The 14,883-nt window shown below is 63.0% G+C and carries 5 protein-coding genes; all 5 read left to right on the plus strand.

Going from position 1 to position 14,883, the window contains the following annotated elements; all coding sequences use genetic code 11:
• The first annotated feature begins 77 nt into the window (after window positions 1-77).
• The 5 genes from P0Y52_04730 to P0Y52_04750 are packed head-to-tail and all read left to right on the plus strand — an operon-like array spanning window position 78 to window position 14,811.
• The gene (locus P0Y52_04730) at window positions 78-962 is read left to right on the plus strand and encodes a WYL domain-containing protein (protein ID WEK58843.1); all 885 of its coding nucleotides are present in this window, start codon (window positions 78-80) and stop codon (window positions 960-962) included.
• A gap of 24 nt (window positions 963-986) precedes the next feature.
• Entirely contained in the window at window positions 987-4,490 is a 3,504-nt protein-coding gene (locus P0Y52_04735; protein ID WEK58844.1) for a helicase-related protein, read from the plus strand.
• Window positions 4,487-8,716, plus strand: a complete 4,230-nt coding sequence (locus tag P0Y52_04740) for a hypothetical protein (protein WEK58845.1) — start codon at window positions 4,487-4,489, stop codon at window positions 8,714-8,716. Before P0Y52_04735 ends, P0Y52_04740 begins: the two co-directional genes overlap by 4 nt.
• A complete protein-coding gene (locus P0Y52_04745; protein WEK58846.1) occupies window positions 8,700-11,504 on the plus strand; it encodes a DUF1156 domain-containing protein in 2,805 nt (934 codons plus the stop codon). The genes P0Y52_04740 and P0Y52_04745 overlap by 17 nt, the downstream gene beginning before the upstream one ends.
• A gap of 49 nt (window positions 11,505-11,553) precedes the next feature.
• Window positions 11,554-14,811, plus strand: coding sequence for a DUF499 domain-containing protein (locus P0Y52_04750; protein WEK58847.1), 3,258 nt, complete (start codon window positions 11,554-11,556; stop codon window positions 14,809-14,811).
• Window positions 14,812-14,883 lie beyond the last annotated feature (72 nt).

Here is a 14,883-nt window from a genome sequence, read left to right on the forward strand (position 1 = left end):
TAATGGGAATAATAATTACACGGACGGACATTGGTTGTCCATATAGTTTTTATGCTCATTAAACCGAGACAGAAGCGATGGCAGAGGCGGCGACGACGTTGAAGTGGGGGGTGGGGCGCCGGCTCGAATTCATTGAGTTCCGGCTGTTCTGGGAGGGCTCGATCAATCGCGCCGGCCTGGTGGAGGCGTTTGGCGTGTCGGTTCCTCAGGCGTCGAAGGATCTGACGCTCTATCAGGAGCGGGCGCCTGGAAACATGGAATATGACACGCGCGCCAAGCGCTATGTCGCCGCCGAGAAGTTCATGTTGCGCTTCCTCGATCCTGATCCTTACGTCTATCTCGCGCAGCTTCGCTCGGTCGCCGAAGGGGCTGTGCCGTCACATGATTCCTGGATTGCGGCCCTGCCCAGCGTCGATGTCGCGCTGACGCCGAGGCGCGACATCGACATTGAGGTTTTGCGCAAGATCCTTGACGCCAGCCGCGAGGGCGTCTCCATCGAGGTCTTCTATCAGTCGATGAACACGGCGCGACCGGACCCGATCTGGCGGCGCATCACGCCCCACGCCTTCGGCTATGACGGCTTTCGCTGGCACGCCCGGGCCTATTGCCACCTTGAGCATAAGTTCAAGGATTTCCTGCTTCCGCGCATTCTGGATGTGGGGGCGAAGGGCGAGCCGGGGGAGACTGGCGAGCGGGACTGGCTGTGGAACAACTATTTCGACGTCATGATCGGCCCGCATCCCGCGCTGACGGCGAGCCAGAAGAAGGTCGTGGCCAAAGACTACGGGCTCGATCAGGGTAATGGCGTGCTCACGGTGCGTTATGCGATGCTTTTCTATGTTTTGAAGCGCCTGGGGTTGCTGGGTGATGCTGCAAAACAAAGCGCCCATACCCAGCATATCGTGACAATTAACCGCAAAGAAACTGAGGCCGCGCTCGAGCGGGCGGAGCTTCAGCTATGAACGAAACGGGGGGGGCGCTGACTGATGGCGGCAAGGCTTGAGGACATAAAGAACGGCGCATCCGTGCGGGGCGTGGCCTCGGCGCAGGCTGTGCATGTCATTTCGGTCGACTGGATCGGCGATCAGGCGGTCAATGTCGTTTTCCGCGATCACAATGGCGCGGTCGCCGAGGCGGTTCTTTATCGGGACGACGAGCACCGTCTTGACGTCGAGCAGAACGGGCGGCCGTGGTCGTTCGACGCCGATGGCGCCTTGCTGCGTCTGGTGACAGAGGCCAACCGCATCAAGCTGGCGCACTATTTCGATCCGTATCTGGCGATTCACACCAGCCTGGTCGATCCGCTCCCGCATCAGATCTCCGCCGTTTATGGCGAAATGCTGCCGCGCCAGCCGTTGCGTTTTCTCCTCGCCGACGATCCCGGCGCCGGCAAGACGATCATGGCCGGGCTGCTGATGAAGGAGCTGATCGCCCGCAGCGATCTTGAGCGCTGCCTCGTCGTCGCGCCGGGCAGCCTGGTCGAGCAGTGGCAGGACGAACTCGGCCAGAAGTTCAATCTCGAATTCGACATCCTCTCTCGCGACATGATCGAGAACTCGCGGTCGGGTAATCCGTTCAGCGACCGGGATCGGCTGATCGTTCGTCTCGATGTGCTGGCGCGCAACGAGGAGCTTCAGGAGAAGCTCATGAGCGCGCGCGAATGGGATCTCATCATCTGCGACGAAGCCCATCGCATGTCGGCCACCTATTTCGGCGGTGAGGTCAAATATACGCGCCGCTATCAGGTCGGTCAGAAGCTCGGCCAGGTCTGCCGGCATCTGCTGCTCATGTCGGCGACGCCGCATAACGGCAAGGAAGAGGACTTCCAGCTCTTCATGGCGCTGCTCGACGGCGACCGGTTCGAGGGCCGGTTCCGCGACGGCGTCCACTATGCCGATACCGAAGACATGATGCGGCGACTGACCAAGGAGGAACTGCTCAAGTTCGATGGCCGGCCGCTCTTCCCCGAGCGCCGGGCGCGCACGGTCAAGTATCAGCTCTCGGAAGGGGAGGCCGCGCTCTACACCGCTGTCACTGAATATGTGCGCACCGAGATGAACCGGGTGCAGCGCTTCGCCGAGGGCGACGGGAAGAAGCGCAACAATGTCGGCTTCGCCTTGCAGATTCTCCAGCGGCGTCTCGCATCGTCGCCAGCGGCCATCTACCAGTCGCTCAAGCGCCGGCGCGAGCGGCTCGAGCACGAACTGAGCGAGGCGCGTCTTGCCGCCAAAGGGCGCCGGTCGGGCATGGGCGAACCGGCGGTCAACGCCGACATACTGCGCAATATCGAGGAATATGGCCAGGAGGAGATCGACGAGCTTGAGGATCTGATCTCGACGGGCGCGACGACGGCCGAGACGGTCGAGCAACTCGCCCTGGAAGTCGAGACGCTGAAGGGTCTGGAAACCATGGCGCTGGGCGTGCTGCGCTCGGGCGTGGACACGAAGTGGAGCCAGCTCAATCGTATCCTCGATGACGATCTCATGATCGACGCGGCCGGTAATCGCCGCAAGCTGATCATCTTCACCGAGCCCAAGGACACGCTCCACTACCTGCTTGACAAGGTGCGGGCGCGGCTTGGCAATCCCGAGGCCGTGGAGGTGATCCATGGCGGGGTGTCGCGCGAAGAGCGACGCAAGGTCGTTGAGCGCTTCATGCAGGACAAGGACATGCTCGTCCTCATCGCCAACGATGCGGCGGGCGAAGGCGTGAACCTTCAGCGTGGCCACCTCATGGTCAACTATGACCTGCCGTGGAACCCGAACAAGATCGAACAGCGCTTCGGCCGTATCCACCGCATCGGCCAGGCCGAGGTGTGTCATCTGTGGAATCTCGTCGCCGCCGATACGCGCGAGGGCGAGGTCTATGCGCGGCTGCTGGAAAAGCTCGAGGCGGCGCGCGAGGCCTTGGGCGGTCGTGTCTATGACGTGCTCGGCGAATTGTTCGACGGCGTGGCGCTCAAGGATCTGCTGTTCGAGGCGATCCAGTACGGCGAGCAGGAGGACGTCAAGGCGCGCCTCTTCCAGCAGGTCGATGGCGCCGTCGATCAGGGACATCTGCTGGAACTGCTGCGCCGCCGCGCGCTGACCAACGACACCATGCCGGAGGCCAGGGTCGAGGAACTGCGCCTGGAAATGGAGCGGGCCGAAGCGCTGCGCCTGCAACCGCACCATATCCAGAGCTTCTTTGTCGAGGCGTTCCAGCATTTGGGCGGCCGGATCAAGCGCCGAGAGGAAGGGCGTTGGGAAATCAGCCATGTGCCGGTACGCATTCGCGAGCGCGATCGTCAGCTCGGGACCGGCGCGCCGATCCAGACGCAATATGAGCGGATCTGCTTCGAGAAGAACAAGATCAACCAGCAGCCGGTCGCCGCCTTCGTCTGCCCCGGCCATCCGTTGCTCGAAGCGGTGATCAGCCTGATCCGCGAACAATATGAGCAGATCATGCGCCAGGGGGCGATTCTGGTGGACGACACCGATGCCGGTGACGCGTTGTCGGCGATCTTCTTGCTGGAGCACAGCGTCCAGGACGGCCGTGTGACCAGCGCCGGCAAACCGCATGTGATTTCGCAGCGATTGCAGTTCGCCGCCATCGACAAGGCCGGCAACACCGTCAATGCGGGCATCGCGCCGCATTTGAATCTGCGGCCCGCCACGCCGGAGGAGGTCGAAAGCGTCCGCGAGCTTCTGCATGAAAGCTGGTTGACCACGGATCTGGAAAAGGCCGCGATCCGGTTCGCGACGGTCGAGCTCGCCCAGGGTCATGTCGGCGAGGTCAAGGCGCGGCGTCTGCCCGAGATCGAAAAGGTCGAGCAGGAAGTTCGCGCGCGGCTCAAGAAGGAGATTAACTACTGGGACGCGCGCGCCTTCGAACTGAAGGAGGAAGAGCGAGCCGGCAAGAAGACGCGGGTGAACTGGCAGAACGCCCAGCGCCGGGCGGAAGATCTGGCGGAACGGCAGAAGCGCCGTATGGACCAGCTTGAGCGCGAGCGGTTCATCTCATCGCAGCCGCCGCGCGTGCGTGGCGGCATGGTCGTCATTCCGCGCGGTCTGCTCGAGGCGCGTCAGGCGCCAGGCGTTCCTGACCACTTCGCGGTAGACCCCGCCGCGCGCCGACGGATTGAGCTTGCGGCGATGGAGGCGGTCATGGCCGCGGAGCGGGCGCTGGGCAATGTGCCGGCCGACGTCTCGGCCCAGAAGATCGGCTACGACATCGCCTCGCAGGATCCGAAGTCGGGGCATCTGCGCTTCATCGAGGTCAAGGGTCGTATCGACGGGGCGGACAGCGTGATGATCACGCGGCAGGAGGTCATCACCTCCCTGCATGAGCCGGAGAAGTTCATCTTGGCGATCGTCTCGGTCAACGCCGACATCGCTCAGGCCCCTCGTTACGTTCGCGGTCCGCTTGTGGAACGGGAACCGTCGTTCCTCGAGACGGCGATCCAGTTCGATCTGCGACGCTTGCTGGAGCGCGCAGAGGCGCCGTTATGACCGCGACCTCCCAGATGGCGACGGCGTCGGCCGCGTGGCCCGACTATTTCCAGCCGATCCAGGACCGCGCCACCAAGCGATGGGATCAGCTTGAGGCTGATCCTGAACTTGCAGGGCCTTGGCACCAGCTTTTCAAGCAGGTCCAGAGCCCTCGCCATATCCTCTCTGAGTTGCTCCAGAACGCCGACGATGCTGGCGCCAGCGAAGCCTGTGTGTCCATCGAGAATGAGCGCTTCGTGTTCGAGCACAATGGCGAGGATTTCATTGAGGCCCACTTCGCCTCGATCTGCCGCTTCGGCTATTCCAACAAGCGGGCCCTTCACACGATCGGGTTTCGAGGGATCGGGTTCAAGAGCACCTTCAGCCTGGGCGATCGTGTCGAGCTTGTCACGCCGACCCTGGCGGTCGCCTTCGAGCGCGCACGGTTCACCCAGCCGCATTGGATCGACGGTCGCAATCTGACGTCGGGCGTCACGCGCGTCGAAGTGGAGATCGCCGATGCGCGGGTGCGGCGGGAGGTCGAAAAGAACCTCGATGAATGGTTGAAGAGCCCGGTTTCACTGCTCTTCTTCAAGAAAATCCGACGCTTGCGGATCGGCGACAGCGAGGTGCATTGGCAGAGCCTTGGGCCCGGCCCCATTGCCGAGAGCGAATGGATGGCCCTCGATGAGAAGGCGGACGATCCCTTCCTGTTGGTGCGATCGGGCGAGGAAGCCTTTCCGGACGAGGCGCTCGACGAGATCCGCAAGGAGCGGATGCTGGGCGCTGAAGACAGTGGTGATTTCCCGCCCTGCCGGGTCGAGATCGTGCTGGGCGCGAAGGGCAGACTCTATGTCGTGCTGCCGACCGGGGTTGAAACGGCGCTTCCCTTCGCTTGCAATGCGCCCTTCATCCAGGACCCAGCGCGTCTCAAGATCAAGGATCCGGAGACCTCGCCGACCAATCGCTGGCTTCTGAACCGGGCCGGCGACCTTGCCGCAAGCGCGATGATGGAGTGGCTGGAGAAGGCCGGCGCCAGCGCGCAGGATCGGGCGGACGCCTATGGTCTGCTTCCCGATGTTGACCGGGAAGCGACGACGCTCGAGGGGGCGTGTGGTGCGATCGTCGAGCTGGCGTTTGACGCGGCGATCGATGGGCGCTCGTTGTTGCTGACCGAAGAGGGACAGCTTGTCGCCGCCAAGGGCGCCGTCACCGTTCCGCGGCCGATATTCGACATTTGGCCGGCTGACCAGGCCATGGCGTTGCTCGACGCCACGGCCCGTCCCGCCCTGTGCCAGCATGTCTCGTCGAGGGATCGGACCAAGCTGGTCCATTGGGGGCTGGTCGAGGAGTTCTCGAAGTCTGATCTGCTGAAACGCCTGCGGAGCCATCACCTCCCTCGGCCCTCGACCTGGCGGCATCTGTTGAACCTGTGGGCCTATATCGCGCCCGAGGTGACGGGCTGGCAGTGCCATGACGCCGACAGCCTGCGGATTGTGCCGGTGCAGGGCAAGGACGTGCTCTACGCGGCGTCGGAGATCGTTCGGCTTGGCGAGAAGAAGCTGCTTCAGTCGGAGGAAGACTGGGAGTTCCTCGCCAGCCATCTGATCGTGCTTAACCAGAACTGGACCCGGTTCCTCGCCGAACAGCGCCGTGACAAGGCGGAGGGAGAAGGCCGCAACGACCCGATCGAGGCGGCTTTCGCGGTGCTGGAAGAGATCGGTCTCGACGGCACGAGTGACGTCAACGCCGTGATCGAACGCGTCGCCGCCGACTATTTCGGCTCGGGGCAACCGAAGCTGGCCGAGTGCGTCCAGCTCGCTCAGATCGCAGCCAAGCTCGGCGTCACCGTTGGGGAATCCTTCCGCTATGCCTGCGCCGATCGGACGCTTCGGCCGATCGGCAAGGGCGTTCTGTTTGATGAGAATGGCGCGCTGGAAGAGCTGCTGCCCGAGACGGTGCGGGCGGCGCAGCTTTTGCACGGCGACTATGTAGCAAGCTTCAAATCCTGCTCGCGCGAAGATTGGCTCCGCTGGGTGTCGTCCGGCCGTGGGGGGCTTTTAACATTCGCGCCGCTCGTTCAGAAGCGCCAGAGCGTCTATGGCCGGCAGCAACTTACCGCGGAGGCGCAGGCGCGCGGTGCGCGCGGCCTGCTCTACTATCCCTATGTCACCAACCAGTTCGTCATTGAGGACTGGGACTTCTCGTCCGACTATTGGCGGCATTGGGAGGCGTTGTCGAAGGCGGACGCCGGCATCTGGGCCAAGATCGCCGGCAAAATCCTGGATCAGCGCGACGCCTATTGGTCGCGCGCCGTCAGCGCTCGCCTGTCGCAGGTCGCGACCACGGGCTCAACGCGATCGGTCACATCAGAACGCCTGCTGGCGGACTGGTTGATGAAGCTGCGCGCAAAACCCTGCCTTCCCGACACGCGCAACATAATCCAGCTTCCGGCGGACCTGGTGCGCCGGACGCCCGAGACAGAAGCCTTGATCGACGTCGAGCCCTTTGTGCATGCACTGCTCGACCGGGAGACGACGCGCCCTTTGCTCGATCTTCTCGGGGTCCGCAGCACGCCGAGCGGCCCCGGACGTTTGCTCGACCGGCTGCGCGCCCTGGCGAAATCCGACAAGGCTCCGGCCCATGAGGTTGAGAAATGGTATCGTCGGCTCGACCAGCTGCTCGACGGCTGCTCGACTGCCGACGCGCAGAACATCAGAACCGCCTTCAAGGCGGAGAAACTGATCCTCGCCCAGGACGGCACGTGGGTGACGTCAGGCGGCGCCTTCCTGGCGGGGGACGAGGAGGATGTTCCTGGCGCAGCGGTCGTGCGCGGGTCCGTGCTCGATCTCAGTCTGTGGCATCGTATCGGCGTCGCCGATCGCCCTTCGGCGGACCTGGCGTTGCAATGGCTCGGGACGCTGGCCTCGGGCAAGGTGCTGTCGACCGACGACGCCCGGCGGGTTCGCACCCTGTTGGTCCGATACCCGACCCGCATCTGGGAAGAGTGCGCGCACTGGCTGAACCTCGTGGGCGAGTGGGCGCCGATCGAGACGCTCGGCTATGGCCTGAGCATGCAGACCCTGTTCCGGTGGAGCCATCTGCACGAATGGGTCAAGCGCAAGACCGCTGATTTTCAGCGACTGTCGGGGGAGATTCTGCAGGCGCCGCCGTTCTCGGCGTTGCCGGCCTTGTCGGACCTTGTCGAAGAACGCTTCCACCAGCCGTCGCTGTTGGCCGGCATGGACGATCACCGCGCCTGGCTCACGGCCTTCGGAACCCAGCTCGGGCGGATTGAGCTTGCCGATGCGGTCGAGACCGAGCGTGTGCGGGCGCTGGCGGAAGCGATCGCGGCGACGATCTGGGTCCAGACCCCCAAGCTGGAGGTTGTGCCCTATCTCGAGGGCGTCCCGGCGGGGACCGCACGGCTCACCGATATTCTGTGGCTCGAGCGCAAACTGTTTGTCAGCCCATTATCCAAGGCCAAGCTCGCCAAGCGGGTGCCGGAAGAGATCGGCAGGCCCCTGAGCGCGGACATTCGCGCAGCGCTCGCCTATGCGTTCGAGCGGTCGCCCGAGGATATCAAAGAATATCTCGAGGAGAATTTCACGCTCGGTCCCCAGCAAATCGCCGCCGCTCCGATCGTCGAAGTCCAACTCCCTGCCGAACCTGGCGATGATGATGGCGTCGACCAGGCCGCGGAAGACGAACGCGGTGATGCCGAGCCGGTGGATGCGGATGATCTCCTCCTGGCGGACGAAGATGAGACGGCGCCGAAGCCTGAGCTCGTCTCGCCAACCGTGGAACCGGATCGAGAGCTGATCGAGACGGAGATGGCGAGCAGGCCCCGCGTCGCGCCGAAGCCGCCTCGCCCCAGTGTCATGGCGCGGTTTGCGTTGGCTGAAGGCTACAAGGCTGACGGCGAGGACCGTTTTTTCCATGCGGACGGGAGCTGGATCGGTCGCGCCAACGGGACACGTTTTCCGTGGGAGCGCCGCTCGGCAGGCGGCGAGGTTCTGCGGCATTATTATCCCAAGGACCATTGTCTGGAGCACGAACCGCTCCAGCTCGAGGCCGATCTCTGGGGGCTGCTCGACCAGAAGCCGGACCTCTATTCCTTCATTCTTATCAACCCGGAGGGTGGTCCCGTCGAGATGACGGGCGCCCGCCTGCGCGCCCTGCGCGACGGCGGCGAACTGACCATCCATCCCGCAACCTACAGGCTGGTTTATGACCTCGACGACTAACACCAAGAAGAAATTGATTGAGGTTGCGATCCCGCTTGAAGCGATCAACGCCGCCTCCGCACGCGAAAAGTCCATCCGGCATGGGCATCCGTCCACGCTGCATATGTGGTGGGCGCGGCGGCCGCTGGCGGCGTGCCGCGCGGTGCTGTTCGCCCAGCTTGTCGATGATCCGTCGAGCGACCCCGGGAAATTCCCCACGCCCGAAGCGCAGGAGGCCGAACGCAAGCGCCTGTTCGGCATCATTGAGGAACTTGTGGTGTGGGAGAACTCGACCAACGAGGAAGTGCTGGAACGCGCCCGCGCCGAGATCCGCAATAGCTGCGGCGGCGAGCTGCCGCCGGTCTATGATCCGTTCTCGGGCGGCGGTTCGATCCCGCTGGAGGCGCAACGCCTCGGTCTGCCCGCTTATGGGTCCGACCTGAACCCGGTCGCGGTGATGATCGGCAAGGCGATGATCGAGATCCCGCCGAGGTTCAAGGACAAGCAGCCCATCCATCCGGGCGCGAAGGACCGGCAATTCTACCGCAACGCCGAGGGGCTCGCCGAGGACGTCAAATATTATGGCGAGTGGATGCGCGAGAAGGCGTGGGAGCGCATCGGGAATCTATATCCGCAGGTGGAGCTGTCCAAGGAATATGGTGGCGGCCAAGCGACAGTAGTTGCCTGGATCTGGGCGCGAACGGTGCCTAGTCCCGATCCAGCGTTTGCCAACGTCCAGGTGCCGATCGCTTCAAGCTTCCTGCTCAGCACCAAGACCGGCAAGGAGGCTTGGGTCGAGCCTATCGTCGATAAGCAGGCCAAGACCATTTCCTATCGGATTAGGCATGGCGGAACCAAAGCCGAGATCGCCGCGGCTAAGGAAGGGACCAAGGCGGGTCGTGGCGCGAATTTCCGATGCCTTATGTCGGATACCGCCATCACCCCTGACTATGTGAAGAGCAACGGACGCGCTGGTAAGATGGGCCAGACGCTGATCGCGATCGTCGCCGAAGGCCATCGCACCCGTGCTTATGTTGCACCTACGGATATGCACAGAACGCTGGCCTTGTCGGCAAAGCCTGCGTGGAAGCCCGAGGCCAGCCTGCCGAACGATCCTCGCAATTTCTGGACGGTAGACTACGGACTCACGACCTTCGGTGATCTATTCACTGATCGTCAGTTGGTGGCCCTGAATACCTTTAGCAGCCTAGTGCATGAGGTGCGTGCGCAGGTCGAGGTTGATGCGTCGGCTGCAAGCAAATCCTCCAACACGGCCCCGCTGCGTGATGGTGGTGATGGCGCAAAGGCATATGCGGAGGCGGTGAGTGTATATTTGGCTTTCGCGATCTCGAAATTAACAAACCTCGGCTCAACCGTGACAAGCTGGATGAGCGATCGAGGAGCCCTGCGCGAAACTTTTGCTCGCCAAGCGATTCCGATGGTCTGGGATTATGCTGAAGTCAACTTCTTCTCGAACTCAGGGGGGAATTGGTCGACGCCGGTCGATAAGATCAGCAGGGCAATTGCAGATTTCCCCGCGTCAGGAATTGGATCTGTTAAACAAGTGAATGCTGGGGAAGTGATTTATGAGGCTGGAACGGTAATTTCATCCGATCCGCCCTATTATGACAACATCGGATACGCAGACCTTTCAGATTTTTTCTTTTGCTGGCTCAAGCCTAGTCTAAAAGAAATCTACCCATCGATTTTCGGTGTTTTGGCGACGCCGAAAACTGAAGAATTGGTTGCGACCCCTTATCGGCACGGCGGTGCGGATGCAGCGGAGAAGTTTTTCCTTGAAGGAATGACGGCGGCAATTGGAAGAATGGCTGACGGAACGGCCGCAGATTTTCCCGCCACGATCTACTATGCTTTCAAGCAAAGTGAAGTTGAGCAGGAAGGAATCAGCTCAACGGGCTGGTCCACCTTTCTGCAAGCGGTTATTTCCGCTGGTTTTTCTGTGCTCGGCACATGGCCCATTCGTACCGAAAGCCCCGGGCGGCTGATCGCCAAGGGCACCAACGCCCTCGCCAATTCGGTCGTTCTCGTGTGCCGAAAGAAGGAAGCCACGGCCGAAATCATCTCACGTGCCGAATTCATCCGTGCTTTGAAACGCGAGCTGCCGCCGGCGATCGCCGAGCTTCAGGCTGCCAATATTGCGCCGGCAGACATGCCGCAGTCGGCCATCGGCCCCGGCATGGGTGTGTTCTCGCGCTACAAGGCCGTGCTGGAATCCGACGACAGCCCGATGAGCGTGAAAACTGCGCTTCAGCTCATCAACCGGGAACTGGATGAATATCTCGGCGGCATCCAGGGCGAGTTCGACGCGGACACGCGGTTCGCCATCACCTGGTTTGAGCAGAATGGCATGGGCAAGGGCGAATACGGTACGGCCAACAGCATCGCCACCGCGCGCGGTATCTCTGTCGATAGCGTCAAGCACGCCGGTATCGTCGAAAGCGCCGCCGGCAAGGTCCGTATCCTCTCTCGCGACGAACTCGCCGGGGATTGGGAGCCGGAAAGTGATGGCCACCTGACGGTGTGGGAATGCCTCCAGCACCTGGTCCGCCTGCACGAGAAGGACGGCATCTCCCACGACACCGCCGTCCTGATGAAGAAGATCAACACCCAGGCCGAGGCCGTGAAAGATCTCGCCTACTGCCTTTACGACATCAGCGCTAACAAGCGGAAGGATGCCAAAGAGGCCACGGCTTACAACGCCCTGATCGCCGACTGGACCGAGCTGACAAAGGCCGCGGCGGCCATTCACGACACAAGCGGCGATCGTCAGATCCGGTTGGATATTTAAGGGGGAACGGGACGTGGCAAAAAGTACGCGCCAATATGTGTTTGAGGGGATGGAGCTGCTGCCGTCGGCGCTGATCCCCTTCGTCGAAAAGAGGCTAGAGACCTCCCTCAAGGGGCACTGGCAGGTCCAGGTTCTGGAGAAGCTGCCGAACCTGCGCCCGAACAGCAACGGCGAGGTCGGCTGGGATCAGGCCGCGCTGTTCAACGCGATGGATCGGTTCTGGGCTGAGGCGTTCAAGACCGTTCTTGGCCGTGCGGAGCGCTCGCTGGTCAACGAGTTGGGCGACGTGCGCAACAAGCTGTCGCACAATGAGACTTTCACCTATGACGACGCCGAGCGCGCGCTCGATTCCATGCGTCGGCTGATGGAGGCGATCAGCGCCGGGGAGACGGCCGAGCAGCTCGGCAAGATGCGCGACACCATCCTGCGCACCAAGTTCAGCGAACTGGCGCGCAATGAGGAACGCCGGAAGACCCAGCGGCTCGAAATCTCGGTCGAGACCGTGGCGGGGTTGCTGCCGTGGCGCGAGGTAGTCGAGCCGCACCAGGATGTCGCCACCGGCGAGTTCCAGCAGGCCGAGTTCGCGGCCGATCTCGCCAAGGTGCATTCGGGCAGCGCGCCGCCCGAATACCGCGATCCGCGTCAGTTTTTCAGCCGCACCTATCTGACGGAAGGATTGAGCACGCTGCTGATCGGCGCGGCCAAGCGGCTGTCCGGCAGCGGGGGCGATCCGGTCGTCGAGCTGCAGACCAACTTCGGCGGCGGCAAGACCCACTCGATGCTGGCCCTCTATCACATGGCCGGGCCGACGCCGGTGCAGGACCTGTCGGGCCTCGATCAGTTGCTGGACAAGCTCGGCCTGACCGTGCCGAAGGCCGTCAATCGGGCGGTCCTTGTCGGCACGTCGCGAGGTCCGCAGGACGTGCTCCACGCCGAGGGCGACCTGAAGATCCGCACGACCTGGGGTGAACTCGCCTGGCAACTCGGCGGCGCAGACGCCTTCGCCATGGTGGCGGAAAATGACGCCAGCGGCATTGCGCCAGGCTCCAACCTTTTGGAGGCGCTCTTCAAGAAATATGCGCCGTGCCTGATCCTGATCGACGAATGGGTCGCCTATCTGCGCCAGATCTACAAGGTCGAGGGACTGCCGTCCGGATCGTTTGACGCGAACCTGTCCTTCGTCCAGTCGCTGACCGAGGCGGTCAAGGCCAGCCCCGGCACCCTGCTGGTCGCCTCCTTGCCGGCGTCGCAGATCGAGGTCGGCGGCGAAGGCGGTCAAGAGGCGCTCGCGCGCCTCAAGCAGACCTTCAGCCGCGTGGAATCCTCGTGGCGGCCGGCGAGCCAGGAAGAGAGCTATGAGATCGTCCGGCGGCGACTGTTCAAGGAAATCCCCGGCGACAAGTTCCATCATCGCGACAATACGCTCAAGCAGTTCGCCAAGCTGTATCGGGAAAACGCCAACGACTTCCCGCAAGGCTGCGCGGATGAAGACTATCGGCGCAAGCTGGAGAAGGCCTATCCGATCCATCCTGAGCTGTTCGACCAGCTCTATACGAGCTGGGGTTCGCTCGAGAAGTTCCAGCGCACGCGCGGCGTTCTGCGCCTGATGGCGCAGGCGATCCACGAGCTTTGGATGAACGCCGACCCGTCGGTGATGATCATGCCGGGCAGCGTGGCGGTGAGTTCGCCGCGCGTGGAGCCGGAACTGCTCCATTATCTCGACGTGACCTGGCAATCGATCATCGCCGGCGACGTCGATGGCACGGCCTCCACCCCCTACAAGGTCGATCAATCGGCACCCAACCTGAACCGCTATTCGGCGACGCGCCGCGTCGCCCGCGCGATCTTCATGGGCACGGCGCCGACGCATCAGCAGCAGAACACTGGCCTCGACGACAAACAGATCAATCTCGGCGTCGTGCAGCCGGGCGAGCGTCCGGCGATCTTCGGCGATGCGCTGCGCCGGCTGACCAACCAGGCCAAGTTCATGCACGCCGATCTTGGCCGCTACTGGTACTCGATGTCGGCGAGCCTCAACCGCATCGCAGCGGACAAGGCGGCGCAGATCGAGGCTGCGCTGGTCGATGTGATGATCGATGCCGAACTTGGAAAATATGTGAACGGGCTTGCCGATCGCGGGCACTTCGACGCGGTTCAGGTGGCGCCGGCCTCGTCGGCCGAAGTTCCCGATGAGGCGGGCGGCGTGCGTGTCGTCGTGCTGGGCGTCCAGCATCCGCATAACGGGCGTGAGGGTTCGGACGCGCTGGTCGAGGCGAAGGACATCCTCACCCAGCGCGGCAGCACGCCGCGCGTCTATCGCAACATGCTGGTGTTCATCGCCGCGGAGGCTCGCCAGCTCGATCATCTGAAAGACGCCGTGCGCGCGTCCCTGGCGTGGGGCGAGATCGTGCGCGACACCGAGCGGCTGAACCTCACCCAGAGCGACAGTGCGCTGGCCAAGGCGAAGCTGACTGAGGCGAACGAGACGATGAAGACGCGCCTGAAAGAGGCGTGGTGCTATCTGCACTATCCCGCCCAGGAGAGCGCGCAGGCGGATTGGGAGTGGGTGTCGGGCAAGATTCCGGCGCAGGACGGGCTGCTGGCCCGGGCGAGCAAGAAGCTGGTGGCCGAGGAAGGCCTGCTGACGGAATTGGGGCCGTCGCGCCTCGACCGTGACCTGCAGAAATATATCTGGAACGACAAGCCGCATTTGTCGCTCAAGGACCTGCGGGAATATCTCAACCGCTACATCTATCTGCCGCGTCTCAAGGGCCAGGACGTGCTGGTCAAGGCGGTGCAGGCGGCGGTGAGCGGCATGCTGCCCGGTCCGTTCGCCTATGCCGAGCGATGGGAGGAGAAGTCCGACACCTATCTGGGGCTGGCGATCGAACGGGCGGCCAGCGCCGTGGTCGTGATCGACAGCGACAGCGTCATCGTGACGCCCGAGGTGGCCGAGGCCCGCCGCCCGGCGCCGGTGCAGCCTGGATCGGGCGACACGCCCTCAGGGCCGGGCGACAGCACGCCGGCCGATGGGCCGCCCATGGAGGACGCGCCGACCACGCCTGCGCCGGAAAAGAAGCCGACGCGGTTTTCCGGCGCCGTGATGATTTCGCCGGATCGACCGGCCCGGGACATCCACCAGATTGTCGAGGCGATTGTCGAACAGCTCACGACGCTTCCCGGCAGTCAGGTGAAACTCAGGCTCGAGATCGAGGCGGAAGTGCCTGAAGGTCTCGAACGCTCCAAGGTGCGGACCCTGGTCGAGAACGCCAATACTTTGGGATTTATAGAAAAATCCGTCGAGTGATCATCGATCTGCGAAGTGAAGGGATCGCATAGGTCGCTTTTATCTTGTCGCCCCTGACGTGTTTCTTCGAAC

The sequence above is a fragment of the Candidatus Brevundimonas phytovorans genome, from assembly GCA_029203145.1.
In the GTDB taxonomy this organism is placed as follows: domain Bacteria; phylum Pseudomonadota; class Alphaproteobacteria; order Caulobacterales; family Caulobacteraceae; genus Brevundimonas; species Brevundimonas phytovorans.